The sequence below is a fragment of the Paenarthrobacter sp. NEAU-H11 genome (genome assembly GCF_050573415.1).
Classification (GTDB): domain Bacteria; phylum Actinomycetota; class Actinomycetes; order Actinomycetales; family Micrococcaceae; genus Arthrobacter.
Genome location: NZ_JBNZGA010000017.1, coordinates 13,433 through 40,112, shown reverse-complemented (window position 1 = coordinate 40,112; position 26,680 = coordinate 13,433). Strand labels below are relative to the sequence as shown.

Sequence of the window (26,680 nt, the reverse complement as noted above, 5' to 3'; positions counted from 1 at the left end):
TGGCAAGCCAAAGAAGTCATGCTTGCCTGTGCGCCGTTAGCCTTTTCGGCCCGGCAGCAGCAGGAGTGCGTCGCCGACCGGGCGTTCGCCGGCGGCGTCCGAGGGGGAGTTCACGACCTGGCCGTTCTGGACCATGGTGGTTGATCCGCCGCCGTCGAGGTTGATGGCGTTGACCATGCCCAGGGAGCGGGCGACGTCGGCGGATTCCTTGATGCTCAGGCCCAGGCTGGTGGTCTGGCGTCCGTCGGCGGTTACCAGCAGGGTGCGGCCCTGGGCGTCAGTGCCGGCGATGGTGCGGGGGTTGCGCTTGTGGACCCAGCCGTAGAAGAAGCTGTTGCTGTCGTTGGTGCGGACCATGCCGTCACGCTTGGCGGTGACGTTGAGCTGGCCGTTTTCGACGAGGGTCGGGCCGCCGTTGACCACGTCCGTGGTGGCCCCGGTCTTCAGGGTCTTGCCGCTCTCGTCGAGCAGGTCCGTGTCGATTTTCAGCTTGGCGCCGGGCACTGCCAGGGCGGCGAGCTTGTCCGCGTCCGCCCCGATGGCCTGCAGAGCCTGCCCGCCGGCCGGGAGGGTGGTGCCGCGGGCGTGGTTGACGGCCGTGACGGTGCCGTGGGCGTCGAGGATGACTTCGAGTCCCGGCCCTGACGGGGTGGGGCCGAACTCGGGGGTGATCGCTACGATTTCGTCCGCGTCCGTGCAGGTGAAGTCGTGCAGCGGCAGGTTGGTGGGGGTGTCGTCGGTGCCGCCGCAGTTGCGGATGAGACCCGGCACGCGGTTGATTCCGTCCAGGGGCAGGGATCCCGTGTTGGCGGCGCCCGTGACCGTGCCGTGCCAGTGCAGCCGCTGGACGGAGCTGCTGTTCTCGTCGAGGACCAGGGAGGGACGGTCTCCGACGGGTTCGCTGAGGACCTTGCCGTCGTGGACTGCTGCGCCTGCGGGATCACCGGGGGCGCCTGCCGCCGGGTCCATAACGAAGTAGCCGCCGTTGATTGCCGCAAGTGCGCCGGCGCCGGCAGCGAGTGAGCTGGTGGTTTCGCGGTCCTGGAGGTTCGGACCGAACGAAGAGGTCAGGTCGCCGCGGAATTCCTTCGGGTCAATGGTGAGCACCTCCAGCTTCCAGGGCCCGCGGTCGTCCTCGCTGGAGCCGGCGTCGCCGTCCCAGCCGGTGTAGATGACCGAGGACTTGTAGCCTGCCGCCTTGATCTGGTCGACGGTGGCGGCCCCGTCAGCCTTGGCCGCGAACTGTCCGGCGCGGACCCGGTAGCCGAGGTCACCGCCGGCGTCGGCCAGCTGGGGTGACTGGACGTGCTCGACCCGGGCTGTGACGCCGGCCGCGGTGAGCCTGTCAGCGACCATCTGGGCCTGCGCCTGGGAGGACAGCGCCGAGGAGGGCGCGTCAGGGTCCGGTGAGGTGGACGGGACAGCCACTTCGGCGGTCCAGAAGAAGTCCGGGTTCGGGGTGCCCCGGGTGATGGAGGTGCGGGTCAGGCCCGGGGCCAGTGTGGTCACGTTCCGGGTCTCGGGAAGGTCCGGCGCGCCGAGGTCAAGGTGACCGGGCTGCGATGGTGCAGAACTCTGCTGATCCTGCGTCGGAGCCAGGGGCGCCGCGGTGGAAGCGCCGGCCGGGGCAAGGAAGGCAAGGGGAAGGGACACGGCCAGCGCGGTGACGGCCGCACGGCGGTGGCGGCCCGTCGTGAGGACGCGGCGGGTGGTTGAGGAGCTCATTGTGGGGCCTCTTAAGGTTGGGGTCTCAACAGGAGCTTTCAAGTTACTGATCGGTAATTAACCGGATGTGGCTGGGAGGTTAACTGGGGATGCGGGTATGGATCGCCCCGACGCAACAGACGGCCGACGACACGGGGCAACCCGGAATAGCCGCATGGCAACCTGAAGATTTACGGCTTCTTTGGGAGATTGTGTTTTGGGCCCGCTCGGAGGAGATGGCGAGTCCCCGCCCTCACGATCGCTGCCCTGCGGCTCCGGCAACGTTTGAAGCATGTTAACTCCCGGTTCATCGCCCCCTTGATTCCCCTTGACTGAATGGACCGGACATCGCCCAGACCCTCAGGAGACATTGTGTCCCTTTCTCGTGCAACTTCCCGCCGTCGCTTCCTTACCTTGAGCGGGGGAGCGGCTGCGACAGCAGCCATTTACGGGTTCTCCACCGCCCCGGCATGGGCGGAGCCGCGCTTCCCGCAGAATCCGTTCACCCTGGGAGTCGCCTCGGGCGACCCCACCCCGGACGGCATCGTCCTGTGGACGCGGCTGGCACCGGAACCGCAGGCAGCTGACGGGCTCGGCGGAATGCCGCCGTATCAGCTCGAAGTGATCTGGCAGGTCGCAACCGACCCGGAGTTCCGCACTGTGGTCAAAGCAGGAAGTGAGTCGGCCACGCCGGAGCTTGCCCACTCCGTTCACGCCGAGGTCGTGGGACTGAACCCATCGTCTGACTACTGGTTCCGCTTCCGTGTCGGCAACGAGGAAAGCCCGGTCGGGCACACCCGCACGGCGCCGGCGGCCGGGTCGGATCCGGGCAAGATCACCTTCGGCCTGGCCTCCTGCCAGTCCTGGGCCGGAGGCCGCTACGCCGCCTACCGCACAATGGCTCAGGAGGACCTTGACCTGGTCGTGCACGTGGGGGACTACACCTACGAGGGCAAAACCCACGAAAGCCTGGCCGACTTTCGAAACAACCATGCCAAGTACAAGAGCTCCCCTGACCTGCAGGCCGCGCACGCCAGGTTCCCCTTCGTCGTCACCTTTGACGACCACGAAGTTGAGAACAACTGGGCCGCGGGCGTGTCCCAACCGGACAACGAGGCCTCCAACGAACCCCAGCGGTTCCTCCAGCTGCGCGCCAACGCTTTCCAGGCCTATTACGAGCATCTTCCGTTGCGCCGCCCGCAGCGGCCCACCGGCCCGGACATGGTCCTGTACCGCGGCCTGGACTACGGCAACCTGGCAAGGTTCCACGTCCTGGACACCCGCCAATACCGCTCCGACCAGCTGACCGAGAACTTCCCCGGCGGCCCGCAGCACCCCGACGTCTATGACCCCTCACGCACCCTGATGGGTGACGCGCAGGAGCAGTGGCTCTTCCAGGGGCTCGTGTCCTCCCCGGCACGCTGGAATGTCATCGCCCAGCAGACGATGATGGCCCAGTACGACTACGACCCGTCCGAGGTGTTGTCCGTGAACCACGACCAGTGGGACGGCTACGTCGTCTCACGCAACAGGCTCACCAACTTCATCAACCAGCAGAACCCTGCCAACCCCGTGATCCTGAGTGGTGACTGGCACGCTGCCTTCGTCAACGACGTCCTCCTCGATTTCGCTGATCCGGCCTCGAAAGTCGTCACTACCGAGTTCGTCGGGACCTCCATCAGCTCCGGTTGCGGATGGGCCCAGTCCATCAAGAACGCCCTGCCCAACAACCCGCACACCCGTTACATCAACCCGGATAAGCGGGGCTGGACCCGCTGCACCGTCACCCCGGACGAGTTCCGCAGCGATTACCTCACCGTGGCCTCAGCCGCAGACACTACGTCTCCGGCTGTCGTGGACGCGTCCTTCGTGGTCAGCAATGGACGACCAGGGGCCCAGCGAGCCTGAGCGCCCGGAGCGCGGGGCAGGTACTTCAGGGCTGCCCCGCTCGTCTGCCGGCTCAGCGCGTTTCATTGCCTGATCGCGATGATGACGGGGTCACTGTTTGGTAGAAGCGGAAGCGCCACGAATACGCAGCTGAGGTCGGCGGGCTACGTACTGGTGCCGGAACCCAGATGGCTGCCCGGCAGCAAAGTGTGCCATAAGTGTGCCCTGCCCTCGGGCAGCAGCACCCGGTTAACCAGCGAAAAACCCCGGAAACCCCCGAAAACAGGGGCTGTCCGGGGTTTATCCCGAGCTTCCTATCAGAATCGAACTGATGACCTTTTCATTACGAGTGAAACGCTCTACCGACTGAGCTAAGGAAGCACCGCATGATCCTCCGGCGTAACCGGGCGCCTCATGCAAGAGTCAACTGTAATAGAGTCCCCGCGCCCGGGTCAAAATGGACGGCCGGGGAGCTGCTGAGGCCTTCAGCACACCGTGTTGTCGGTGGGAACCTTTCCGCTGACAAGGTAGGCGTCAACCGCATCCTCGATGCAGGCGTTGGACCGGCCGTAGGCGGTGTGGCCTTCGCCTTTCCAGGTCATAAGTGCCGCATTGCCCAACTGCTTGCGCAGCGATGACGCCCATTCCACCGGCGTGGCAGGGTCCCCGGTGGTGCCGATCACCACGATGGTGGACCCGCCGTCGTATTCCACCGGGGCGGGCGTGCGCACGTTCGGGTACGGCCAATCGACGCAGTTGGTGCCGCCATAGGCAAAGAAATACCCGAAGGTGGGGGAGTCCTGCATCAGGCGCTGCTGTTCGGCACGCATTCCGGCGGTGTCGGACACCATGGGGTAGTCAAGGCAGTTGATGGCGTTGAACGCAAAGGTCGAGTTGGACGTGTAGGTCCCGTTGGGTGAGCGGTCTGCGCCGAGGTCCGCGAGCCGCAGCATAAGGCTTACATCCCCGGTCATTGCCGCGTCCAAAGCCTGGGTCAGGGCGGGCCAGCTCTGGTCGTTGTACAGGGGCGTGATGAGGCCGCTCACGAACGTGGTGGCATTGACTACACGGCCGTCCTTTGCCGTGCGCGGAGTCTGCTGGACGGCGGCGATCAGGTCCCGGATCTGCTGGACGCCCGCCTCCACGTCTCCGCTCAGCGGACATCCGTCCTGGCCCTGGCAACTGGCTACATAGGCCCGAATGGCCTTTTCGAAGGCGCGGGCCTGGCCGCTGGTCAGCTCCTCATTGCTGATGGACGGATCCAGGGCACCGTCGAGGACCATCCGGCCCACGTTGTCAGGGAAGAGCGAAGCGTACGTGGACCCCAGGAACGTGCCGTAGGAGTACCCGAGGTAGTTGAGCTTTGCATCATTGACCACGGCCCGGAGGATGTCCAGGTCCTTCGCGGAGCTGACGGTGTCGATGTGCGCCAGGACCGGGCCGGTTTGCTCCCCGCACTGGGTGGCAATCGCTTTGTTGTCCGCCAGGGCGGCAGCAAGTCCGGCATCCGTTTCGAGGTCGTAGACCTTCGCCCTGGCTGCGTCCCGTTCAGCGTCCGTCATGCAGGTCACGGGGGCGGACCGCTTCACGCCCCGGGGGTCGAAGCCCACGACGTCGAACGAATCACGAACAGCCTGGGAGAAATGGGTTCCAGCGGCATCCTTGACGAAGTCGTAGCCGGAGGCGCCGGGACCGCCCGGATTGACCAGGAGGCTCCCGGCCTTTTCCCCCGTGCTCGAAGCCCTCAGCGCTGCGAGCTGGATCGTCCCGCCGTCGGGATTGCCGTAGTCCATGGGCACTGTCACCTTGGTGCACTGGAACTCGCCCTCGCACGGCTCCCAGACGACTTCCTGGGAATAGAACTTCTCCAGCCCGGCGGGAGCAGACGCAACGATCGAGGGGTCGGCCTTGGCGGTGGCAGCCTCCTGGCTGCGGTCGCCGCCACTGAGGAGGCTGCAGGACGCCAGAACCATGGCAAGAACCATGGCCCCAAGTGCGCGGAAGCCAAGCGCCACGGGTCGCGGCCGTGCGGGCAGGGGGCGGGCAGTCATCGGTCTCCTTGAAGGACTAGATCAGGCTGGCTGCCATGGACTCAATGGTCAACAGCGGTGCAACGTTCGTGGTGGTGATGCGTTCGCGGGCTTTGTTGATGGCATCCATCCGGGCAAGAGTGGATTCCGGCGTGGAGCGGCTGGCGAAATCCTCCAATTCGCTCCTCAACTCAACGTTTACCAGTTCCACAGCATTCCCGAACTGGATGATCAGCACATCCCGGTAAAAGGAGAGGAGATCGGTCAGCGTCCGGTCAAGGGAATCCGTGATGGACCGCTTGGCCCGGCGCTTCTGGTCTTCCTCCAGCTGCTTGACCTGGCTGCGCATGGCAGGCGGGAGCGTCCCGGACTCGGGTGCGCCCAGTGTTGCCAGCAAGGCGGCCTTCTCCGCAGCGTCCCGTTCTTCGTTGGAACTGTTGGCCTCCGCTGTGGCGATCTTGACGAGTTTGTCCGCCATCATCACGGCAGCCGTAACCCCCCGCAGGCCAAGCGGAAACCGCACTGTTTCCAGCCGGCGTTCCCTGGCCGCAGGATCACGGGCGAGGCGGCGGGCGATGCCCACGTGGCTTTGAGCTGCCCGCGCGGCGCGCTCCGCGAGGGCCGGATCCACGCCGTCGCGGTGGACCAGCAGGGCGGCGACGTCCGCAGCCGGCGGCAACCGCAACGCCACGCTGCGGCAGCGCGACCGGATAGTCACCAGGACGTCGGCCGGGGACGGTGCGCACAGCATCCACACAGTCCGGGGAGTTGGTTCCTCGATGGCCTTGAGCAGGACGTTCGTGGTGCGCTCGGCCATCCGGTCCGCATCCTCCACCACGATGATCCGCCACCGGCCGGCCGAGGGCCGGTTCCCGGCGGTGGCCACCAGTTCACGGGCTTCGTCAATGGTGATCGTGACCTTCTCGGTGCGGACGAAAGTGACGTCCGAATGGGTCTCGCCCAGGATGGTCAGGCACGCCGCGCAGCGCCCGCAGCCCCGCAGGCTGACGTCCTCCTGGTCGCAGTTCAGTGCTGCGGCAAACGCCTTGGCCGCATTGGAACGCCCGGAACCCGGCGGGCCGGTGAAAAGCCACGCATGCGTCAGTCCCTCGCCGCTGGAGGCCTGCCGCAGCTGTTCGACGACGGCGGGCTGGCCCTGAAGGTCGTCCCACACCGTCACGGGGCGCCCCCGACCGCCGTGGCCCGGGCCTGGGGTGCGCCCGCCGGTGTTTCGTCCTGTTCGGCCAGCAGGGTATCCACCCGCTCGAGGATCCGGGCGGAAAGCCTGCTGACGGAGTCATGGGCGGGCAGCACGAGGTAGGACTCCGGACGGCGCTGCGCCAGCTCCAGGAAGGCCTCACGGATCCGGAGGTGGAACTCGTCAGCTTCGGACTCCAGACGGTCCTCCGCCGTCTCGCCGGCCGTGCGGCGGCGGCGGCCCACCGCTGGATCAACGTCCAGCAGGACGGTGAGATGGGGCTGCAGGCCGGACGTGGCCCACTCGTTGAGGGACCGTACGGCGTCTTCGCCCAAGGCACGTCCTGCCCCCTGGTATGCCACCGACGAATCGATGTACCGGTCCGTCAGGACTATGTCGCCGCGTTCAAGCGCAGGCCGAATGACTTGGCTTGCGTGGGCTGCCCGGGAAGCGGCGAAAATCAGGGCTTCTGTGTGCGCATCAATCTCACCGTGTCCGTGGTCCAGCACAAGGGAGCGCAGTTTCTCGCCGACGGGGGTTCCGCCCGGCTCGCGGGTCAGCAGGACGGTCAGGCCACGGGATTCGAGGGCTTCGGCAAGGCGCGCAGCCTGCGTGGACTTGCCCGCGCCGTCGCCGCCTTCGAACGCGATGAAAAGACCGGCCCTCTGTTTGCTCACCACCCAAGCCTACCGACCCCCGCTGGCAATTCCCGATTCAGCTGTGGATTCCCGCGGGGGCCACGAACCGGGTAACGGCTTTCCGGGCCGTCCCCGGCGGACAGTACGCTGTCACCATGAGTCTTTCCGAACAGCAGGCGGCGGCCCTGTCAGCCGAGACGGTTGTGGTTGCGGCCGGGCGTCCCCCACGGGAACGGGACCAGCCGGTCAATCAGCCGATCGTCCTTTCCTCCACATACTTCGGCACCGGGGCACTCGGCGACGGCGACCGCGGCTACGGCAGGTATTCCAATCCCACCTGGGACCCCTTCGAAGAGGCGCTCGGCCAGCTGGAGGGCTCAGAACTGCCGGGACTCCTCTATGCGTCAGGACTCGCGGCCGTCAGCTCGGCGCTCTCCCTGGTCCCTGCCGGGGGAGTGCTGGTAATGCCCACGCACAGCTACTCCGGGTCGCTGGTCATGGCCGCTGAGCTCGCCCAGAAGGGCTTCATCGAGCTCCGGACAGTGGACATTGCGGATACTGCCGCCGTGAAGGAGGCCCTTGCTCCCCGCGGCCCCGCTGCGGGGCCGCACGCCCGGCCGGCGGCGATGCTGTGGCTCGAAAGCCCCACCAACCCCATGCTCGGCATTGCGGATGTCTCCGTCCTGGCCGACGCCGCCCACGCCGTCGGGGCCATCGTCGTTACGGACAATACTTTCTCCACACCCCTGGTGCAGCAGCCCCTGCTGCTCGGATCCGACGTCGTCCTGCACTCGGTGACCAAGTACCTCGCGGGCCATTCCGACGTCGTCCTTGGCGCCCTGGTCACCTCCAACCCGGACATCCGGTCCGCGCTGCTCCATCACCGGATTATCCACGGCGCCATTGCGGGGCCCTTCGAAGCGTGGCTGGCGCTGCGCGGCCTGCGGACGCTGGCGCTGCGGATAGAACGGTCCCAGGCTTCTGCAATGGTCCTGGCGGAGCGGCTTGGCGACCACCCCGCGGTCGAGACCGTCCGGTTCCCCGGCCTGTCCGCGGATCCCGGCCACGAACGCGCCAAGGCGCAGATGAAGGGCTTCGGGTCCATCATCTGTATCCAGGTACGCCCGGCCGCGGGAATGAGCGGCGCTGACGCCGCCGACAAACTGGTTGGCGCAGTCCGGCTGTGGCTGCCTGCCACATCGCTGGGAGGTGTGGAGTCACTCATCGAACGCCGACGGCGGCACACCGCTGAGCCGGCCAGCGTCCCGGAGAACCTGGTGCGGCTCAGTGTGGGAATCGAGAACGTTGAGGATCTCTGGGCCGATGTGAAGCAGGCGCTGGACTCGCTGGACGGCTAGGCTTGGGCTTGTGGACGTTGAACTCGTTATCATCCAGCCCGTTGAGAAGGCCCTGTTCTTTATCCTTGCCCTGGTTTCGCTGGGGCTGGAGCTCTGGGCCGTGGCGGACTGCGCCCGGCACCGTGCAAACGCGTTCGAGGCCACGGGCAAGCGGACCAAGACCTTCTGGCTGGCACTGACCGGCGGCGCGGCCCTGATCGGCGCCCTTTCGTTGTACAGCGGTGGTGGCGGCGCATTCTTCGGAACCTTCGGGCTGTTCGGGCTCGCCGCCGTCGTTGCTGCGTCGGTTTACCTGGCTGACGTACGGCCGGCCGTGAAGGATGCGGGCAGGGGCGGCAGCCGCAACACGGGGCCCTACGGCCCCTGGTGAATTAGCCGGGGTGAATTAGCCGGTGTGAATTAGCCGGCGCCCCCGCCGGCCAAGGGTGCCACGGCATCCCAGTCAACGGTGAGCTCCCCGAGCCGCCACCGCGAAGGCCCGTCATGGACTGGCCAGCCAGTGTCCCGCAGGTTCCTGCACATGCCTTGCCAGCGCTGCCTGTTCCCGAAGGTCGCCAGCGGCGCGCACTCGAGCCAGGCCCGGTCCATGGCCTGCATGAGGGCGTGCACCGGTTCGCCCGGAACGTTGCGGTGAATCAGCGCCTTGGGCAGCCTTTCGGCAACGTCGGAGGGAAGGAGGAAGCTGCCGAACCTGACGGAGATGCTCAGGGATAGCGGCCGCTCCGCATCCAGTGCCACCCACGTGACCCGCCGCCCGATCTCGTCGCAGGTGCCGTCGATGAACAGGCCGCCGGGGGCCAGCCGGTCCTGCACCAGCCGCCAGATTCCGGCCACGTCCGCTTCCTCGTACTGCCGCAGGACGTTGAACGCACGCACCAGGGCCGGTTTGCCGGGCACGGGCAGTTCGAAGCCGCCCACACGGAAGCTGAGCCCGGGCCGCTCCAGGGGGATCGCCGCGCGGACCCGTTCCGGTTCGATTTCGATTCCAAAGACCTGGACGTTCCGGCGGACGGCAGAAAGCCGTTCATAAAGCTCGACGGCGGTGGCCGGCGCAGCGCCGTAGCCCAGGTCCACCACCAGGGGATCCGCTGCATTGCGGAGCCGCCAGGCCTGCGGTCCCGTCAGCCAGCGGTCCACCCGGCGCATCCGGTTGGGGTTGGTGGTGCCGCGGGTGATGTTGCCAACCGGCCTGCCGGGCCTGCCGGTATTCCTGCCCAAAATCTGGGGGGCGGTCACCCGTTCAGCCTTTTGCACCACCGCCCAACCATATCCCTGAAGCAATTGGTGACACCTAACCGGGCGACGCATGTAACGCTGGGCGGGCGGCAACACTGCTCGGCTAGGATGAAAATCATGACTTACAAGCTGATCCTGCTGCGCCACGGCCACAGCGAATGGAACGCCAAGAACCTGTTCACCGGCTGGGTGGACGTTGACCTTAACGACCAGGGCCGCGAGGAGGCAGCACGCGGCGGGGAGCTGCTGGTTGAGAATAACGTTCTCCCGGACATCCTGTACACGTCGCTGCTGAAGCGTGCCATCAACACCGCGAACATCGCCCTGGACAAGGCCGACCGCGGCTGGATCCCGGTGAAGCGCGACTGGCGGCTGAACGAACGCCACTACGGCGCGCTGCAGGGCAAGGACAAGGCGCAGACCCTTGCCGAGTACGGCGAGGAGCAGTTCATGGAATGGCGCCGCTCCTATGACACCCCGCCGCCGCCCCTGGATGACAACTCGGAGTTCTCGCAGGCGCACGATCCCCGCTATGCAGACCTTGGAGACGCCCTTCCCCGCACCGAGTGCTTGAAGGATGTCCTGGTCCGGCTCCTGCCGTACTGGGAATCGGACATCAAGGAAGACCTCAAAGCCGGCAAGACCGTCCTGGTCACGGCCCACGGAAACTCCCTGCGCGCACTGGTCAAGCACCTGGACGGCATCAGCGACGAAGCCATCGCCGGCCTGAACATTCCCACCGGCATCCCGCTGGTGTACGACCTCGACGAAAACTTCCAGCCGATCAAGCCCGGCGGAACCTACCTTGACCCGGAAGCGGCGGAACAGGCCATCCTGGCAGTCGCCAACCAGGGCAAGAAGTAAGCAGTACGTACGACGGCGGGGGGGGGGGGCGAAACAAGCCGCCCCCCCGCCGGGTATTGGCACCCGGCCTCTTATTTATATACTCTTAGCCGCGGGGGGGGGGCTATTTTCTTCCCCCCCCCCCCCCGCCGTCGTTATTCCGCAGCGTTGACGTCAGCTGTGTTCGGTCCCGGTAGGCTGCCACGCGCCGGTCACCAAATAGGTGACCTTCTGGGCGACGGAGACACCGTGGTCCGCGAAGCGTTCAAAGTACCGGCTCGCGAGTGCGACGTCCACCGTGGTTGCCGGCGACTCGGCCCACTCAGGTGCTGCGATGGCCTTGAACACGCTGAGGTGGAGATCGTTGATGGCGGTGTTCGCCTTCAGGATGTCCCGGGCAACCTCAAGGTCCCGGGTTTCCAGCAGGACCGTCAACTTGTTCGCAATTTCTTTGTCCAGCTCGGCCATGCGCTTGAACGTGCCGGTCATGGATTCGGGGATGACGGTGGACGGGAACCGCAGGCGTGCCAGCTGGGCGATGTGCCGTGCAAGGTCTCCCATGCGCTCGAGGGAAGCGCTCATTCGCAGCGATCCGACGATCATCCGGAGATCGCTTGCCACGGGCCCCTGCAGGGCCAGGATGTCGATGGCCCGTTCATCCAGGCTGTTCTGCAGGAAGTCGATGCGGGCATCCGCAGCGATGACGTCCTGCGCAAGGTCTACGTCCGCCACCTCGAAGGAGGTGGTGGCTTTGTCCATGGCCTCGCTGACCAGCCGGGAGATCTCCACCAGCTGGTCACCGACCTGGGTGAGCTCTTCCTGAAAAACCTTACGCACTTAGGCGTCCTTTCCTTGTAACTCCCGCCGGTCCCGGTCCGGGCAGCAGGAATCGCGTCGCCGTTCGGCACTCCAACTACCTAGAATGCCAAAGTTCGGTAAACGGTTAAGCCCTTGCAGGTGAACGTTAGTTGAACCGTCCGGCCAAGGGGCCGGGACGCGCCGATATGCCTTCACCTACAGCATAAGGTGGAGCTGTGGATCCTATGCTTATCGGCCTGGTGGCCGGCCTTATCGGCCTGGCGCTCGGTACGTTCGGCGTGCTCGCTTTCCGGGTCAGCGAGAAACAGCGGCAATTGCTGGACGTGGACGCCGGGGAGCTCGCCCTGCCGGCGGGCGCCGCGGAGGTGCTTGCCGTCGTCGGACGCGCCTTTGTGGTGGTGGACGCGGTGGACGGTGTGGTCCGTGCCAACCCGGCCGCCTATGCCTACGGCCTGGTCCGCGGCCACACGGTGGTCCACAAGGAACTGCTGGACATGACGGCCGGGGTCCGCCGCGATGGCGTCATCCTGGAAAGGCAGCTGGAACTTCCCCGCGGCCCGCTCGGCCAGGGAACCATCATCGTCCAGGTCCGGGCGGCAATGCTCGGGGAGGAATACATCCTGCTGCTTGCGGACGACCGCACCGAGATCACCAGGACAGAAGAGATCCGGAACGATTTCGTAGCCAACGTTTCCCACGAGCTGAAGACGCCGGTGGGCGCCATCTCGCTGCTGGCCGAAGCCCTGGAGTCCTCGGCAGACGACGAACTGGCCGTCCGGCGCTTCGCCAAGCGAATGCACAAGGAATCCGGCCGGCTCGCCGCATTGGTGCAGGACATCATCGAGCTTTCCCGGCTGCAGGGCGCAAGCGTCACCCAGCAGGGCCGCCCGGTTGACGTCAATGCGGTCATAGCCGAGGCCGTGGACCGGTCCCAGCTCCCCGCGGAGAGCAAGAATATCCGCATTGTGGTGGGTGGCCGGACCGACGCGAAGGTCTTCGGGGACCAGGACCTGCTGGTGACCGCCCTGCGCAACCTGATCGATAACGCCATCAGGTACTCCCCGGAGAACACCCGGGTAGGGATCGGTGTGCGCAGCAGGGAAGGGCTGGTTTCCATTTCCGTTACGGACCAGGGCGAGGGACTCAGCCCCGAGGACCAGGAGCGCGTCTTTGAACGCTTCTACCGTGTGGATTCGGCCCGGTCCCGCCATACCGGCGGGACAGGCCTTGGCCTGAGCATCGTCAAGCACGTCGCGTCCAACCACGGCGGCGAAGTGACCCTCTGGTCCCAGCCCGGGCAGGGCTCCACGTTCACCCTCCGGCTTCCCGAGATGGAGGGCCAGGAGGGCGGGGAAGAAACACCTCCGGCCGCTGCCCCCGCCCGGGCGGGGACCGCAGGGTCCGAAAAGCCAACTGTTACCCAAGTACCCGGCGCCGCAGGCGCCACCGAACGAGGAGCAAACGCTTGAGCAGGATCTTGATTGTCGAGGATGAGGAGTCGTTCAGCGATCCGTTGTCCTACTTGCTGGGCAAGGAAGGTTTCGAGGTGGAGGTCGTGGACAACGGCCTGGACGCCATCACCGAGTTCGACCGGAACGGGGCGGACCTGGTGCTGCTGGATTTGCAGCTGCCCGGGCTCTCCGGCACGGAAGTGTGCCGCCAGCTCCGCCAGCGGTCCAGCGTCCCGGTAATCATGTTGACGGCCAAGGACGCGGAGATCGACAAGGTAGTGGGACTGGAACTTGGCGCGGACGACTACGTCACCAAGCCCTACTCCTCCCGCGAACTGGTGGCCAGGGTCAGGGCGGTGCTGCGGCGCCAGGGCGAGCCGGAGGAACTCATTTCTTCCACCGTGCAGGCCGGGCCTGTCCGGATGGATATTGAACGGCATGTGGTCAGCGTTGGCGGCGAGCAGGTGCTGCTGCCCCTGAAGGAGTTCGAGCTCCTCGAAATGCTCCTGCGCAATTCAGGCCGGGTGCTGACCCGCGGCCAACTCATCGATCGGGTCTGGGGCTCTGACTATGTCGGTGACACCAAGACCCTCGACGTCCACGTGAAGCGGCTTCGCGGAAAGATCGAGCCGGACCCGTCAGCGCCGCGGTACCTGGTCACCGTGCGGGGGCTTGGCTATAAGTTCGAGCCCTAGAAAGGGTCGCCCGGCGACAGGCATGCAAAAGGAGGGGCCCTGCGGCCCCTCCTTTTGCATGCCTGTCCTGCAGTGGGCTCAGCCCGCAGCCTTAGTGGCCGGTCCCGCCTGCGCTTTCCGAAGCGGACGGCGACGGCGTGGCCGATGTGCTCGGCGAGGGCGTGCTGCCGGCCGGCAGGTACTCCTTGTACTCAGGCAGCGTTGCATCCAGGACGGGGACCTTCACCGTGTTGCTCACGTTGGTTCCGTCCTCGGTGATCTTGACGTCCACGAGGGAGCCCGGGATTCCTCCGGTGGTGCTGAGGATGGCTTCGTCCGAGCTGTCGTTCAGCAGCGTGTAGGAGTTCGCCTTGACCGGCACCTCGGTCTGTGAGCCCTTTGCGCCGTTGACCGTGAGCGTCACGTCCTGCGAAGAGGAGTTGTAGACGGCGCCGATCAGGCGGCCCGGCTGGTCCTCGCCGGAGGAAATGATCAGGATATTGCGCAGCTGGATCGGGCCGAGGTCGGTGACGATGCCGTCCGATGCAGCGTACCGTTCGCTGGTCTGCTGGGGCGTGATGTAACCGCAGCCGGCGGTCAGCAGGCCCACGCCAAGGGCGCCTGCCGTCAGTGCCAGTTTGCCGCGCTGGGCCCGGGTCATCGCAGTGAAACGCACGTCGCGTACTCCTCAAAGAGTCTTGAAACATTAATCACGCATAGCCTATCCGCAAAGCACGCCAAACGAGGATTCGGAGCTGTCACATCGGCCTTCCCCAGGACCCCGCACATGCACTATTATCCGCGTTCGTCAAGGGGGTGAAGGGGGCCGATTTGGCCCGTTTTCCGCGTATTTCTGCGGTTCGGCGCCCTCTTCCGGGCCGGTCATATGCCTGAATCGTGATAAACTGGTCAGCGGGAAAGGGGAAATGTCCACATGGTATTTGAGGTCGGCGAGACAGTAGTTTACCCTCACCACGGTGCTGCGAAGATTGAAGAAATCAAGATGCGCACCATCAAGGGCGAAGAGAAGATGTATCTCAAGCTCAAGGTGGCTCAGGGTGATCTGACCATTGAAGTTCCAGCAGAGAACGTTGACCTTGTTGGGGTTCGGGACGTAGTGGGCAAGGAAGGCCTGGAGCACGTGTTTGATGTGCTTCGCGCCGAGTTCACCGAAGAACCCACCAACTGGTCACGCAGGTACAAGGCAAATCTGGAGAAGCTTGCTTCCGGTGACGTCATCAAGGTTGCAGAGGTCGTCCGCGACCTGTGGCGCCGGGATCACGACCGGGGCCTTTCCGCAGGCGAGAAGCGAATGCTGGCCAAGGCCCGGCAGATTCTGATTTCAGAACTGGCGCTGGCTGAAAAGACCGACGAAGAGAAGGCTGCAAGCGTTCTCGACGAGGTCCTGGCTTCCTAAGAATTGAACCCCGGGGGCACCCAAGTGCCGCCGGGGCTTCTTTTTGCCCAAAAACAGGCCGCAGGGATTCCTCCCGAGGTGTTCAGGCGCCGGCGCCCTGCAGGGACGTAGGCTAGTCCGCATGAGCGAAACACGCACCCGCCTGGTCACCGCGGTGATCCTGGTGGCAGCAGGTTCGGGGCAAAGGCTGGGTTACGGCATGCCCAAGGCGGCGGTACCCCTGGGCGGCGAGCCGATCCTAATGCATGCCCTGCGCGGCATTGTCGCATCCGGAGCGGGCAGCCAGGTGTGCGTTGCGCTGCCCCCGGGAGACGACGCCCTCCGCCGCCTGTGCGAGGACTTCCGGCAGGAACTGGCCGACGGCGGCCCCCTTCTTTCCATTGTCGACGGCGGCAGCACCCGTGCGGATTCCGTCCGGGCCGGCATGGCAGCCCTGATGGACGGCATAGAAGCGGTGCTGGTGCACGACGCCGCGCGCGCCCTCACCCCCGAGTCCGTCTTCCACCGCGTGACGGACGCCTTGGCCGCGGGGGCCGCGGCAGTCATACCTGCCGTAGCGGTAGTGGACACTGTCAAGACGGTAGCGGCCACTACTGGCCTGGACAGCGAACTGGCCCCGGAGGTTGTCACCGGGACCGCGCCCCGCGAGGAACTCCGCGCGGTGCAGACGCCGCAGGGCTTCCAACTCAACACCCTGCTGAAGGCCCACGAAGCCGCGCGGGCCCTTGGCCCGAAAGAGTCCGACGCCGTCACCGATGACGCAATGCTCGTCGAAATGCTCGGCATCCCCGTCCACGTGGTCCGGGGGTCCACCCAGTCCCTAAAAATCACCACGCCCTTGGACCTGATCCTCGCCGAGGGGCTCCTTGAGGGTCCCCTGGGCGCACGCTGGGTGGAAGGCTAGGAATGGGATCTGCGGACATGGTCATCCCCCGAACCGGAATCGGGCTGGACGTCCACGCCTACGCCACGGAGGACCAGCCCCGCCCGCTGTGGCTGGGTGGACTCCTCTGGCCGGGTGAACGTGGCCTGGCCGGGCACTCCGACGGCGATCCGGTGGCTCATGCCGCCGCCGATGCGCTGTTTTCCGCCGCCGGGATAGGAGATTTGGGCACGCACTTCGGTACGGACCGGCCGGAATTTGCCGGCGCCTCCGGCGTCGCGCTGCTGGCCGAGGCTGCGCGGATTGTCCGGGCTGCCGGGTTTGAGATTGGCAACGTTGCTGTCCAGTTCGTCGCCAACCGGCCCAAGTTCGGCCCGCGGCGGGAGGAATCCCAACAGGTCCTCAGTGATGCCGCGGACGCGCCCGTCAGCGTCACCGCCACCACCAGCGACCACCTCGGGTTCACCGGCCGTGGTGAAGGCATCTCCGCCGTGGCCACCGCACTGGTCTACCCGAGGCCGCACCTTCCCATCAGCTAATCTGGAGCGGTGACCCTGCGCTTCTATGACACTGCCTCCGCCGAAGTCCGGAACTTCGTGCCCATCGTCGAGGGCAAAGCCAGCCTCTACTACTGCGGGGCCACCGTGCAGGGCATGCCCCACGTTGGCCACATCCGCTCGGCCATTGCGTTTGACCAGCTCACCCGTTGGCTGGCCTACCGCGGGTTCCGGGTCACGGTGGTAAGGAACGTCACGGACATCGACGACAAGATCCTGGCCAAGTCCGAGGCCTCCTTCGCGCCGGGGTTCACCCCGGAACCCGGGGAAGTGCCCGAGGAAGAGTGGTGGGCGCTTGCTTACCGCTACGAGCAGGAATTCCTCAAGGCCTACGACACGCTTGGCGTTTCCCGGCCAACGTACGAGCCCCGCGCCACCGGCCACATCCCCGAAATGCACGCCCTTATCCAGCAGCTGATCGACCGCGGGCACGCCTATCCTGCCCCCGACGACTCCGGTGACGTCTACTTTGACGTGCGTTCCTGGAGCAAGTACGGCGCACTGACCCGGCAGAACATCGATGACATGCAGGCAGCCCCGGACGTCGAACCCCAGTTCAGCAACAGGAAGAAGGACCCGCGCGACTTCGCCCTGTGGAAGGGGTCCAAAGAAGGAGAGCCGACGACGGCGAGCTGGGCTTCCCCGTGGGGTGCGGGCCGCCCGGGCTGGCACCTGGAATGCTCCGCCATGGTCACCAAGTACCTCGGCTCCGAATTCGATATCCACGGCGGCGGCCTGGACCTCCGGTTCCCGCACCACGAAAACGAGCTCGCCCAGTCGCAGGCGGCCGGCCACGCGTTCGCCAACTTCTGGATGCACAACGGCATGGTCACCTACGAGGGCGAAAAAATGTCCAAGTCCATTGGCAACACCATCAGTCCTGCCGAGATGCTGGAACTGGCGTCCCCCCGGGTGGTCCGCTACTACCTTGGCCAGGCCCACTACCGCTCCGTGCTGGACTACCGTCCCACGTCCCTCCAGGAGGCCGCCGCCGCCGTCGAACGCATTGATGGTTTCATTGCCAAGGCGACCGCCCGGTTCGGTACCGGCTCCGGCACAGCTGCCGGCCACCAGAGCTCCTCCGCGGAAACCTTGCGCACCTTCACCGAAGCCATGGACGACGACCTGAACGTCCCGCGTGCGCTGGCCGCCCTGCATGAGACGGTCCGGACCGGCAACACTGCCCTTGCCGAAGGCGATGACCCCGCGGCCCGTCTCGCGTTGAACACGGTGGCAGTCATGACCGACGTCCTCGGGCTGAATGCCGTGGCAGGTGCCGATGCCGGCAACACCAAGGACAAGGCCGCCCTGGACGTCCTGGTGCAGGCCCAGCTGGAAGCCCGTGCCGCGGCAAGGGCGGAGAAGAACTGGGCGGCCTCGGATGCCATCCGTGACACCCTCTCCGCTGCCGGCATCCTGGTGGAGGACGGCCCGGACGGGGCAACCTGGAGCCTGAAGCGCGACTGACCGGCGCGTTTCCCGAAGCGGCCGTCCCCCTTAGCAGCCGATTTTTCTTCGATCAGTAGACTGGTAGGCAGACTCAGTCAACACAATCAAGGGTGGAACACAATGGCCAACAATGGTCGCCGATCGGTTAAAGCGAAGAAGGGCCCAACCATCGGGACCGGTGGCCATGGCCGCAAGGCCCTGGAAGGCAAGGGCCCCACGCCCAAGGCGGAGGACCGCCCGTACCACAAGGCGCACAAGGCCAAGCAGCTCTCCGAGCGGTCCGCGGCCAAGCGCAATCCGGGTGCCCGCAGCGCCGGAGCGGCCAAATCCGGCCCCAAGGGCCGTGCCACCGAAGAAGTCGTTACCGGGCGCAACTCGGTGGTCGAGGCGCTCCGCGCCGGCATTCCTGCCAAGGCACTGCATGTGGCCATCCGCATCGAAATGGACGACCGCGTCAAGGAGTCCCTGAAGCTTGCCGCCGAGCGGGGCATTCCGCTGCTCGAAACCGGAAAGCCTGAACTGGACCGGATGACCGACGACGCCGTCCACCAGGGGCTGGTGCTGCAGATCCCGCCGTACGACTACCAGGACGCGTACGAACTGGCAGAGGAGACGGTTGGGAAATGGAAGAAGGGCCACGTCCCCAACGCCCCGCTCTTCGTTGCCTTGGACGGCATTACCGATCCCCGCAACCTTGGCGCCATCATCCGCTCGGTCTCCGCTTTCAGCGGCCACGGCGTCATTGTCCCGGAACGCCGCTCGGTGGGCGTTACCGCCTCGGCCTGGAAGACCAGCGCCGGAGCCGCTGTCCGCGTGCCCGTGGCGCGGGCCTCAAACCTCAACAACGCCCTGAAGCAGTTCAAGTCCATGGGAATCTTCGTCCTGGGCCTGGACGGCGACGGCGACGTCTCCTTGCCGGACCTCACCCTCGCAACCGAACCGGTGTGCATTGTGGTGGGTTCGGAAGGAAAGGGGCTCAGCCGCCTGGTCCGCGAGAACTGCGACCAGATCGTCTCCATCCCCATCGATTCCGCAATGGAGTCACTCAACGCCTCCATGGCCGTGGGCATCTCCCTGTATGAGGTCTCCCGGCAGCGCGCCGCAAAGTAGGCGCCGGGTCATGGTCATGCCGCTTTTCGACACTGCTTCCACCATGGACGCCTCCACGGCGGTTCCGCTCGGTGTCAGTGTTCCGCGCGCCGACGTGGACGGGACAGGCAGCCACCACGCAGGGCGGGCCAACGTGGCGTGCTATGCGCCGGGCGTATCCAGCCTGGAGATCGTCTACGCCGCCCCGGGCGGGGAGTGGCGGACCCAGGCACTGCCCAACGTCACCCACGGCGTCCACCACGGCATCGTCGAGGACCTGCCGTACGGATCCCGTTATGGTTTCCGGCCTGCGTCCGGCGAGCAGTCCCTGCCCTTTGCCGCGCCCACCAGCGAAATTGAGGACGACGCCGGCCAGCCGCTGCTGCTCGATCCCTACGGGCGCGCCGTGGACCAGCAGGCCGGCTTCCTGGCCAGCGTGCGGATGGCAGGCGACTACGACTGGGGAACCGACGAGCGGCTGCGGCTGCCGTGGCGCAACACGATCATCTATGAAGCCCACGTCCGGGGACAAAGCATGCTCCACCCCGACGTCCCCGAAGAACTCCGCGGAACCTACGCCGGCATGGCCCACCCTGCCATCATCGAGCACCTCACAAGCCTGGGCGTCACCTCGGTGCAGCTGCTGCCCGTGCACTTCCACCTGGACGAGCCGCACCTGCAGGACCTGGGGATGACTAATTACTGGGGTTACAACACAGCGGCTTTCTTCGCCCTGCACCCCGGCTACGCAACGCGTGCCGCCCAGAAGGCCGGGCCGCAGGCTGTCCAAGACGAGTTCAAGTCAATGGTTAAACGCTTCCATGCCGCCGGGCTGGAAGTCATTTTGGACGTCGTCTACAACCACACGGCCGAGGGCGGCCCCGACGGCCAGACCCTGAGCTTCCGCGGACTGGGCGAGCAGGCGTACTACCGCACTGACGGGCACGGGAGATACGTGGACACCACGGGCTGCGGAAACAGCCTGAACTTCGGTGAGTCCCGCGTGGTCCAGATGGTCCTGGACTCCCTCCGGTACTGGGTGGATGAGTTCCACATTGACGGCTTCCGCTTTGACCTCGCCGTCACCCTCTGCCGGAACGCGGCCAACGAGTTTGACCCGCGGCACCCGTTCCTGGTTGCCGTCGCCGCCGATCCCGTCCTGTCCGACGTGAAGCTGATTGCCGAACCCTGGGACGTGGGCCACGGCGGCTGGCAGACCGGGCGTTTTCCTGTCGGCTGGGTCGACTGGAACGACCATTTCCGGGACGCGGTCCGTTCCTTCTGGCTCACTGACCGCGCCGCCCTGGATGCTGGCGGGCACGGCGGGCCCATGGCCAAACTCGCGGACTCGCTGTCCGGTTCCGCCGCCCTCTTCCAGCCTTCCGGACGTTCCCGCCTGGCGTCAGTCAACTTCATCACCTCCCACGACGGCTTCACCCTCAATGACCTGGTCTCCTTTGACCGCAAGCACAACGAGGCAAATGGCGAGGAGAACAGGGACGGGCACGGGGATAACCGGAGCTACAACCACGGCGTGGAAGGTCCCACCGAGGACGGCGCGATCCTCGCCAAGCGTGCCCAGGCCCGCCGCAACTTGATGGCGTCCATGCTGGTTTCCCTGGGCGTTCCCATGATCACCGCCGGCGACGAACTGGCGCGGACCCAGCAGGGAAACAACAATGCCTACTGCCAGGACAACCCGCTCGCATGGCTGGACTGGACCCTTACTCCCGAGTCCCACGAAATGCTCCGCAGCACCAAGCGCTTCATCCGCCTGCGCAAGGAGTTCCTCGCGGCCCAGCCCCACGACTTCCCTGTCCGGGACGAGCAGTCCTACCTGTACTGGTTCGACCAGAACGGCCACCCGATGTCCATGGAGCGCTGGAACGATCCTCACAACCGCGTCCTGCAACTCCTCCTGGGCTCGGACAACGGCGGCTTTGCGGGGTTGATGGTGGTGAACGGCAGCGCTTCGGACCTGCAGGTCACGCTGCCGCGCGTTCCGGCCGGGACCACGGCCCCGCGGATGTTCGAGCTCCGGCTGACTACCTCGCCATTGCATGAGGCACGCCAGGGCGGGCAGGTTGCCTCGGGGGAGAAGGACCTCGTGGAGGCCTATTCCATCAGCATCTACCGCAGCTAGGCACCCGGGATTTCCAGAATGCGCAACCGTTCCGTCCTGCCCCTGTTGCTGGCGGGCCTGATGGTGCTTGCATTCCTGGCCTTCGGCGGCACGGGCTTCCTCGGCCAGCTGACGGAAACTACGACGCCGGAGGGCACCTCCAGTGCCATGCCTGCGCCCGGCGCCGGGCCCGGGACCAGCGCCCCTGGACAGGACAACCCTTCGGGGCTGCCGGAGGTTCGTGAGTCCGCGCTCCCGGTGGAGGGCCGCAGGGTTCTCGAACTCATCCGCGCGGGCGGACCGTACCGCTACAGCCAGGACGGCCAGGCCTTCGGTAACTTCGAGCGCCTCCTGCCACGGCGGGACAGGGGCTATTACCGCGAGTACACAGTGCCAACGCCCGGGGAATCGGACAGGGGAGCGCGCCGCATCGTGGCCGGCGCCGACGGCGAGAAGTACTACACGGACGATCACTACGAGTCATTCAGATACATAGCGGAAGGCAGCTGAGCAAAGCCATGAAGATCTACTCCGGCGACACCTGGACCCTTGAGGAGCTGCAGGAGCAGGTGGCCGACGCCGGACGCCGCAGCCTGGTGGTTCCCGCAGCCGACAGCAAGAAGGCTGTCCTGGAAACCTTCGGCGAGGTCCTTAACTTTCCCGAGCACTACGGCGTCAACCTCGACGCGCTCAACGATTCACTGCATGACTTCGCGGACAGCATCACGGATAACGGCAACGCTCCGGTCACGGTCCTGTGGCAGGTGGCTGCCCCCTTTCGCAGTGACAGGGCATTCGGGATCATCTGCGAGATCCTCCAGGACGCCGAGCGCTATGCGGGCAAGGACCTGGCGGTCACCGCCGTCCTGCTTTAGGTGCGTTCTTCGTGGCCCGTGTAGGTCGCAAGGAGATCCAGGGCCCTGCCGCCGTCGTCCTCTGCAGCCAGTCCCTTGCGCATGCTGTCCGCCTTCTCCCTGCCGGCCGGGAACGGCGGCAGGAGGGGGATTTCAGGATCTGTCAGCACCTCGATCACCACTGGCCGGTCTGCCGCGAACGCCTGCTCCCAGGCATCGCCAAGAAGCTCTGGGTCCTCCACCCGGATGCCTTTCAAACCCAATAGGTCCGCGTAGCCCGCGAACGGAAAGTCCGGCAGTTCCTGGCTTGCGGCGAACCGCGGCTCGCCCTCGGACTCCCGCTGCTCCCACGTCACCTCGGTGAGTTCCCTGTTGTTGAACACGCAGACCACGAACCGCGGATCGGCCCACTGGCGCCAACGGTGGGCGACAGTCACCAGTTCGGCGATGCCGATCATCTGCATGGCGCCGTCACCGGCCAGGGCCACAACCGGCCGGTCCGGCTGCGCCAGTTTCGCGGCAATGCCGTAGGGGAGGGAACACCCCATGCTGGCCAAGGTTCCGGAAAGGTGCGCCGGGACGCCCGGCGGAAGGACCAGTTGCCGGGCATACCAGTAAACGCAACTGCCGACGTCGATGCTCACCAAAGCGTTCCCGGGCAGCCGGCCGTTCAGTTCCCGGACCACCCGCTCGGGATTCACGGGGCTCGCCGGGACGGCAGCCCTTTCCACGGCCAATGCCCGCCACCGGGAGACTTCCCGCTCCACGTCGGTCCGCCATTGCCCGGGGGCGCGCGGTTGCAGCCTTTCCCCCAGTGCCTGCAGCGCCACAGCGGCGTCGCCCGCCAAACCCACCTCAACCGGGTAGCGGTTGCCGATTTTCCTTTCGTCGATGTCGATCTGGACAGCCCGGGCCGCGCCGGGCGGAGGATAGAACTCCGTCCAGGGATCATTGGAGCCCACAATCAGCAGCGCATCGCAGTTGCCCAGCAGGTGCGCGCTGGCGGTGGTTCCCAGGTGTCCCATGGTGCCCGCCGCAAACGGCAGGGTCTCATCCATGTAGGGCTTGCCAAGCAGGCTTGTGGCGATTCCGGCGCCAAGCTTTTCGGCCACCGCCAGCACCTCTCCGGCGGCGTGCCGCGCCCCCTGGCCCACGAGCAGCGCGACCCGTTCCGAGGAGTTCAGGAGCGCTGCCGCAGCCTCCAGATCCTGATCCCGGGGCGTCCTGGTCGCTGTGCTCCACGAGGGCGCGGTGACCACAATGCCGTGTTCCTGTTCCAGCTCGGGCGCCGGTGCCGACTGGATGTCATGCGGGACGATGACCACGCAGGGCGAGGAGGTGGCCCTGGCGGTGCGGAAGGCCCGGTCCAGGACCATGGGGACCTGCTCCGGTGCGCTGACCTGCTGCACGAACTGGGCGGCCACGTCCTTGAACAGGACCGTAAGCTCGATCTCCTGCATATAGGCGGACCCCAGCACCGTGCGGCTTTGTTGCCCTACGATCGCCACTACCGGAACGCCGTCGAGCTTGGCGTCGTAGAGCCCGTTCAGCAGGTGGACGGCGCCGGGGCCCTGGGTGGAGGTGACCACCCCCACCCCGCCGGTGTACTTGGCGTGGCCCACCGCCATGAAGGCAGCCGTCTCCTCATGACGGGCCTGGACGAACTCGACCCGGCCTTCGGCGCGGCGCAGTGCGCCCATGAAACCGTTGATCCCGTCGCCGCTGTAGCCGAAGACGCGGTCCACCCCCCAAACACTGAGGCGTTCCACGATCACGTCGGATACAGTGCGTTCGGCCATGGGTTCCTCTCGGAGGGTTCGGGAGCAGGTGCCTCAGGCGTTGACGATCAGTCCCAGCTCGGCCTTCGAAGCGAGGGCGTCATGCCGCGGCAGGACCCGGACGGTGTACCCGAACGGTCCCGACCGGTCGATCACCAGCGAGCCGCTGAACAGGTGGCGTCCGCTGCCGAGGTCCTCCTGTACCTTCAGCTCCATCACGGTGATGTCGGTGAGGGTGTCGCTTTCCTCGGCCCTTCCATAGGCTACTTCCACGGATACGTCCTCCGGGGTGAGGCTGTGCAGCGCCACGTAGGCGTTGACCTGGAGCGTGTCGCCGATCTGGGGATCCTCGGAGACGCCCACGGAGTCCACGTGCTCCACGTGCACCAGCGGCCATGCCGAACGTACCTTTGCGGTCCAGGCCGCCAGGGTGCGGGCCTGAGAGTAGGAGTTGGCAGAGGCGTTCCGCCCCGCCTCCGCGGCGGGGCGGTAGAGGATGTTCACGTAGTCGCGGAGCATGCGTTCGGCGGAGACGGCCGGACCCAGGTGCGAGAGCGTGTGCTTGATCATGGAGACCCAGTGCGTGGGCACCTTCTCGGCCCCCGACGTTGAAGGGCCTGCGGCGCCGGCGCCGGCTGATACCGTGCTGCCGTAGAAGCGCGGGGCCACCTGGGTTTCCAGCAGCTCGTACAAAGCTGCTGCCTCTATGTCGTCGCGTTCCTCCGGTGATGCGCCGTTGTTGGCGGTGGGAATCGCCCAGCCGTTTTCGCCGTCGTACATTTCATCCCACCAGCCGTCCAGCACGGAGAGGTTCAGCGACCCGTTGAGCGCGGCTTTCATGCCCGATGTTCCGCAGGCCTCCAGCGGCCGGAGCGGGTTGTTGAGCCAGACGTCGCAGCCGGGGAACAGCGTCCGGGCCATCGCGATGTCGTAGTTGGGCAGGAAGGCGATGCGGTGGCGCACTTCGGGGTCGTCGGTGAACCTGACCAGGTCCTGGATCATCTTCTTGCCGGCGTCGTCAGCGGGGTGCGACTTGCCGGCAATGACCAGCTGGATGGGATGCTCCTTGTGCAGGAGCAGTGCCTTCAGGCGCTCAGGCTCGCGCAGCATCAGGGTGAGCCGCTTGTAGGTGGGAACGCGGCGGGCAAAACCGATGGTCAGGATGTCCGGGTCCAGGACATTGTCCGTCCAGCCCAGCTCCGCATCAGCGGCCCCGCGCTTCTTCCAGGAAGCCCGCAGGCGGCGGCGGACGTCCTCCACCAGGGCCGCCCGCATCTCGCGCCGCAGCGCCCACACATCTGCGTCGCTGACGTTGTAGGCGAGGTCCCACCGGCCGTTGGCTTCGGCTTCGCTGCCGAACTGGTCACGGGCAAGCTGCGAAATGCGGCTGTCCACCCACGTGGGCACGTGCACGCCGTTCGTCACGGACGTGATGGGCACCTCGGAGTGGTCGAAGCCCGGCCACAGGGCGGAGAACATCCCGCGGGAAACTTCCCCGTGCAGCTTTGCGACGCCGTTGGCGCGCTGCGCGAGGCGCAGGCCCATGATGGCCATGTTGAACACGGACGGGTTCCCGTCAGCGTAGTTCTCGCGGCCGAGTTCCAGGATCCTGTCCGTGGGAACGGCGGGTGCCAGGCCGGCCTGGAAGAAGTGGTGGATCTGGGCGATCTCGAACCTGTCGATGCCTGCCGGGACGGGGGTGTGCGTCGTGAAAACAGTGGACGCCCTGCCGGCTGCAAGGGCCTCGTCAAACGTCAGCGCCTGCTCTCCGGCCATGAGTTCCTGGATGCGTTCGATGCCAAGGAAACCGGCGTGGCCCTCATTGGTGTGGAACACCTCCGGGGCCGTAGTGCCGGTGAGCTGCTGGAAGGCGCGCAGGGCCTTGACCCCGCCCATGCCCAGCAGCAGTTCCTGCTGCAGGCGGTGGTCTCCGCCGCCGCCGTAGAGGCGGTCGGTGATGCTGCGGGCGGCGTCGTCATTGCCGGGGACGTTGGAGTCCAGGAGGAGGAGGGGGACGCGTCCGACGTCGGCCCGCCAGATGTGTGCCAGCAGGCGCCGGCCGTTGGGCAGGGGGAGCGAGATCTGCAGGGGGCGTCCGATGCCGTCCGGCGAAGGCTCGCGAAGCAGCGTGAGCGGCAGCCCGTCCGGGTCCAGGACCGGGTACGTCTCCTGTTGCCAGGCATCCCTGGACAGCGACTGCTTGAAGTAGCCGGCCTGGTACAGCAGGCCGACACCGATCAGCGGCACTCCAAGGTCCGAGGCCGCCTTCAGGTGGTCGCCGGCCAGGATTCCCAGGCCGCCTGAATACTGGGGGAGCACCTCGGTGATGCCGAATTCGGGCGAGAAATAGGCAATCGATGCAGGGGCATCCGGGCCGAGGCCCTGGTACCAGCGCGGCTCCTCGAGGTACCGGTCAAGGTCCTCCTCAGCGGCCCGCACGCGTTCCACCACCGCGCGGTTCGCGGCAAGCTGCTGGAATTCTTCGCGGCTAACCATCCCCAGGAAACCCACCGGGTCCTGGCCGCTTTCCTCCCAAAGGCGGGGATTCAGCCCCGCGAAAAGTTCCCGCGTAGGGCGGTGCCAGGACCAGCGCAGGTTGCTCGCCAGGCGGGCCAGCGGCCGGATGGGTTCGGGGAGGACGGTACGGACGGTAAATCTGCGGATTGCCTTCACCTGCGTCACACTAACCGACA

The 26,680-nt window shown here is 66.2% G+C and carries 23 protein-coding genes and 1 tRNA gene; 14 read left to right on the top strand and 10 right to left on the bottom strand.

Features of this window, described 5'->3' with window-relative positions; translation table 11 throughout:
• Positions 1–36 precede the first annotated feature (36 nt).
• Positions 37–1,725: a phosphodiester glycosidase family protein gene (locus ACQ3DC_RS17785; RefSeq protein ID WP_321215363.1), complete on the bottom strand. Its 1,689-nt coding sequence runs from the start codon at positions 1,723–1,725 to the stop codon at positions 37–39.
• Positions 1,726–2,076: 351 nt separating this feature from the next.
• Here ACQ3DC_RS17785 and ACQ3DC_RS17780 point away from each other — a divergent pair, with 351 nt between their 5' ends.
• The gene (locus ACQ3DC_RS17780; protein ID WP_321215364.1) at positions 2,077–3,612 is read left to right on the top strand and encodes an alkaline phosphatase D family protein; all 1,536 of its coding nucleotides are present in this window, start codon (positions 2,077–2,079) and stop codon (positions 3,610–3,612) included.
• Positions 3,613–3,899: 287 nt separating this feature from the next.
• Here ACQ3DC_RS17780 and ACQ3DC_RS17775 read toward each other — a convergent pair.
• The 4 genes from ACQ3DC_RS17775 to tmk form a co-directional block, all read right to left on the bottom strand.
• Positions 3,900–3,972 (bottom strand) — tRNA-Thr (locus ACQ3DC_RS17775).
• Between the two features lie 104 nt (positions 3,973–4,076).
• The gene (locus ACQ3DC_RS17770; RefSeq protein WP_157239115.1) at positions 4,077–5,642 is read right to left on the bottom strand and encodes an alpha/beta hydrolase; all 1,566 of its coding nucleotides are present in this window, start codon (positions 5,640–5,642) and stop codon (positions 4,077–4,079) included.
• 16 nt (positions 5,643–5,658) lie between these two features.
• Positions 5,659–6,801: a DNA polymerase III subunit delta' gene (locus ACQ3DC_RS17765; RefSeq protein WP_321215365.1), complete on the bottom strand. Its 1,143-nt coding sequence runs from the start codon at positions 6,799–6,801 to the stop codon at positions 5,659–5,661.
• Positions 6,798–7,496, bottom strand: coding sequence for a dTMP kinase (tmk, locus tag ACQ3DC_RS17760; RefSeq protein WP_321215366.1), 699 nt, complete (start codon positions 7,494–7,496; stop codon positions 6,798–6,800). Before tmk ends, ACQ3DC_RS17765 begins: the two co-directional genes overlap by 4 nt.
• A gap of 116 nt (positions 7,497–7,612) precedes the next feature.
• Between tmk and ACQ3DC_RS17755 the strand changes: the two genes are divergently transcribed.
• Positions 7,613–8,815 carry a trans-sulfuration enzyme family protein gene (locus ACQ3DC_RS17755; protein WP_321215367.1) on the top strand — a complete coding sequence of 401 codons (1,203 nt, stop codon included), beginning with the start codon at positions 7,613–7,615 and terminating at the stop codon, positions 8,813–8,815.
• 10 nt (positions 8,816–8,825) lie between these two features.
• A complete protein-coding gene (locus tag ACQ3DC_RS17750) occupies positions 8,826–9,185 on the top strand; it encodes a DUF2516 family protein (RefSeq protein WP_321215368.1) in 360 nt (119 codons plus the stop codon).
• 29 nt (positions 9,186–9,214) lie between these two features.
• Here ACQ3DC_RS17750 and ACQ3DC_RS17745 read toward each other — a convergent pair whose 3' ends face one another.
• The gene (locus ACQ3DC_RS17745; protein WP_409339705.1) at positions 9,215–10,072 is read right to left on the bottom strand and encodes a class I SAM-dependent methyltransferase; all 858 of its coding nucleotides are present in this window, start codon (positions 10,070–10,072) and stop codon (positions 9,215–9,217) included.
• A 96-nt stretch (positions 10,073–10,168) separates the two neighbouring features.
• Here ACQ3DC_RS17745 and ACQ3DC_RS17740 point away from each other — a divergent pair, with 96 nt between their 5' ends.
• Positions 10,169–10,915 (top strand): phosphoglyceromutase, encoded by a 747-nt coding sequence (locus ACQ3DC_RS17740; RefSeq protein ID WP_104996822.1) that lies wholly within the window; start codon positions 10,169–10,171, stop codon positions 10,913–10,915.
• A gap of 153 nt (positions 10,916–11,068) precedes the next feature.
• On the opposite strand, the gene phoU is transcribed toward ACQ3DC_RS17740, so the two are convergent.
• The gene (gene phoU, locus ACQ3DC_RS17735; RefSeq protein WP_321215370.1) at positions 11,069–11,731 is read right to left on the bottom strand and encodes a phosphate signaling complex protein PhoU; all 663 of its coding nucleotides are present in this window, start codon (positions 11,729–11,731) and stop codon (positions 11,069–11,071) included.
• A gap of 206 nt (positions 11,732–11,937) precedes the next feature.
• Here phoU and ACQ3DC_RS17730 point away from each other — a divergent pair, with 206 nt between their 5' ends.
• Entirely contained in the window at positions 11,938–13,182 is a 1,245-nt protein-coding gene (locus ACQ3DC_RS17730) for a sensor histidine kinase (protein WP_157242698.1), read from the top strand.
• Positions 13,179–13,859, top strand: coding sequence for a response regulator transcription factor (locus ACQ3DC_RS17725; protein WP_050056313.1), 681 nt, complete (start codon positions 13,179–13,181; stop codon positions 13,857–13,859). The genes ACQ3DC_RS17730 and ACQ3DC_RS17725 overlap by 4 nt, the downstream gene beginning before the upstream one ends.
• Positions 13,860–13,950: 91 nt before the next feature.
• On the opposite strand, the gene ACQ3DC_RS17720 is transcribed toward ACQ3DC_RS17725, so the two are convergent.
• Positions 13,951–14,499 (bottom strand): hypothetical protein, encoded by a 549-nt coding sequence (locus tag ACQ3DC_RS17720; protein ID WP_157242697.1) that lies wholly within the window; start codon positions 14,497–14,499, stop codon positions 13,951–13,953.
• Positions 14,500–14,772: 273 nt separating this feature from the next.
• On the opposite strand from ACQ3DC_RS17720, the gene ACQ3DC_RS17715 reads away from it, so the two are divergent.
• The 8 genes from ACQ3DC_RS17715 to ACQ3DC_RS17680 all read left to right on the top strand — a co-directional run bounded on the left by ACQ3DC_RS17715 (position 14,773) and on the right by ACQ3DC_RS17680 (position 22,230).
• Positions 14,773–15,255: a CarD family transcriptional regulator gene (locus ACQ3DC_RS17715; protein ID WP_011690592.1), complete on the top strand. Its 483-nt coding sequence runs from the start codon at positions 14,773–14,775 to the stop codon at positions 15,253–15,255.
• Between the two features lie 121 nt (positions 15,256–15,376).
• On the top strand, positions 15,377–16,159 hold the full coding sequence (gene ispD / locus ACQ3DC_RS17710; protein WP_430752840.1) for a 2-C-methyl-D-erythritol 4-phosphate cytidylyltransferase: 783 nt from the start codon (positions 15,377–15,379) through the stop codon (positions 16,157–16,159).
• A 17-nt stretch (positions 16,160–16,176) separates the two neighbouring features.
• On the top strand, positions 16,177–16,677 hold the full coding sequence (gene ispF / locus ACQ3DC_RS17705) for a 2-C-methyl-D-erythritol 2,4-cyclodiphosphate synthase (protein ID WP_197432551.1): 501 nt from the start codon (positions 16,177–16,179) through the stop codon (positions 16,675–16,677).
• Between the two features lie 9 nt (positions 16,678–16,686).
• Positions 16,687–18,162, top strand: coding sequence for a cysteine--tRNA ligase (gene cysS, locus ACQ3DC_RS17700; protein ID WP_323058104.1), 1,476 nt, complete (start codon positions 16,687–16,689; stop codon positions 18,160–18,162).
• Between the two features lie 102 nt (positions 18,163–18,264).
• Entirely contained in the window at positions 18,265–19,254 is a 990-nt protein-coding gene (gene rlmB, locus ACQ3DC_RS17695) for a 23S rRNA (guanosine(2251)-2'-O)-methyltransferase RlmB (protein WP_157239108.1), read from the top strand.
• A 10-nt stretch (positions 19,255–19,264) separates the two neighbouring features.
• Positions 19,265–21,376, top strand: coding sequence for a glycogen debranching protein GlgX (glgX, locus tag ACQ3DC_RS17690; protein ID WP_157239106.1), 2,112 nt, complete (start codon positions 19,265–19,267; stop codon positions 21,374–21,376).
• Positions 21,377–21,394: 18 nt separating this feature from the next.
• Positions 21,395–21,865 (top strand): ribonuclease domain-containing protein, encoded by a 471-nt coding sequence (locus ACQ3DC_RS17685; protein WP_321215373.1) that lies wholly within the window; start codon positions 21,395–21,397, stop codon positions 21,863–21,865.
• Between the two features lie 8 nt (positions 21,866–21,873).
• Positions 21,874–22,230, top strand: a complete 357-nt coding sequence (locus ACQ3DC_RS17680) for a barstar family protein (protein WP_104996833.1) — start codon at positions 21,874–21,876, stop codon at positions 22,228–22,230.
• Here ACQ3DC_RS17680 and ACQ3DC_RS17675 read toward each other — a convergent pair.
• Together ACQ3DC_RS17675 and glgP are read right to left on the bottom strand one after the other, a co-directional pair.
• Positions 22,227–24,008 (bottom strand): thiamine pyrophosphate-requiring protein, encoded by a 1,782-nt coding sequence (locus tag ACQ3DC_RS17675; protein ID WP_430752839.1) that lies wholly within the window; start codon positions 24,006–24,008, stop codon positions 22,227–22,229. The two genes, ACQ3DC_RS17680 and ACQ3DC_RS17675, sit on opposite strands and share 4 nt — an antisense overlap.
• Positions 24,009–24,041: 33 nt before the next feature.
• The gene (glgP, locus tag ACQ3DC_RS17670) at positions 24,042–26,660 is read right to left on the bottom strand and encodes an alpha-glucan family phosphorylase (protein ID WP_321215375.1); all 2,619 of its coding nucleotides are present in this window, start codon (positions 26,658–26,660) and stop codon (positions 24,042–24,044) included.
• Positions 26,661–26,680: the final 20 nt, after the last annotated feature.

Excerpts from the sequence above, each read along its gene's own strand:
- ACQ3DC_RS17755 (WP_321215367.1), top strand. The coding sequence starts at position 7,613 with ATGAGTCTTTCCGAACAGCAGGCGGCGGCCCTGTCAGCCGAGACGGTT.
- ACQ3DC_RS17675 (WP_430752839.1), bottom strand. The coding sequence starts at position 24,008 with ATGGCCGAACGCACTGTATCCGACGTGATCGTGGAACGCCTCAGTGTT.
- ACQ3DC_RS17730 (WP_157242698.1), top strand. The coding sequence starts at position 11,938 with ATGCTTATCGGCCTGGTGGCCGGCCTTATCGGCCTGGCGCTCGGTACG.
- ACQ3DC_RS17715 (WP_011690592.1), top strand. The coding sequence starts at position 14,773 with ATGGTATTTGAGGTCGGCGAGACAGTAGTTTACCCTCACCACGGTGCT.
- ispF (WP_197432551.1), top strand. The coding sequence starts at position 16,177 with ATGGTCATCCCCCGAACCGGAATCGGGCTGGACGTCCACGCCTACGCC.
- ACQ3DC_RS17720 (WP_157242697.1), bottom strand. The coding sequence starts at position 14,499 with ATGACCCGGGCCCAGCGCGGCAAACTGGCACTGACGGCAGGCGCCCTT.
- ACQ3DC_RS17685 (WP_321215373.1), top strand. The coding sequence starts at position 21,395 with ATGCGCAACCGTTCCGTCCTGCCCCTGTTGCTGGCGGGCCTGATGGTG.
- ACQ3DC_RS17785 (WP_321215363.1), bottom strand. The coding sequence starts at position 1,725 with ATGAGCTCCTCAACCACCCGCCGCGTCCTCACGACGGGCCGCCACCGC.
- rlmB (WP_157239108.1), top strand. The coding sequence starts at position 18,265 with ATGGCCAACAATGGTCGCCGATCGGTTAAAGCGAAGAAGGGCCCAACC.
- ACQ3DC_RS17680 (WP_104996833.1), top strand. The coding sequence starts at position 21,874 with ATGAAGATCTACTCCGGCGACACCTGGACCCTTGAGGAGCTGCAGGAG.
- ACQ3DC_RS17770 (WP_157239115.1), bottom strand. The coding sequence starts at position 5,642 with ATGACTGCCCGCCCCCTGCCCGCACGGCCGCGACCCGTGGCGCTTGGC.
- ispD (WP_430752840.1), top strand. The coding sequence starts at position 15,377 with ATGAGCGAAACACGCACCCGCCTGGTCACCGCGGTGATCCTGGTGGCA.
- glgX (WP_157239106.1), top strand. The coding sequence starts at position 19,265 with ATGGTCATGCCGCTTTTCGACACTGCTTCCACCATGGACGCCTCCACG.
- ACQ3DC_RS17740 (WP_104996822.1), top strand. The coding sequence starts at position 10,169 with ATGACTTACAAGCTGATCCTGCTGCGCCACGGCCACAGCGAATGGAAC.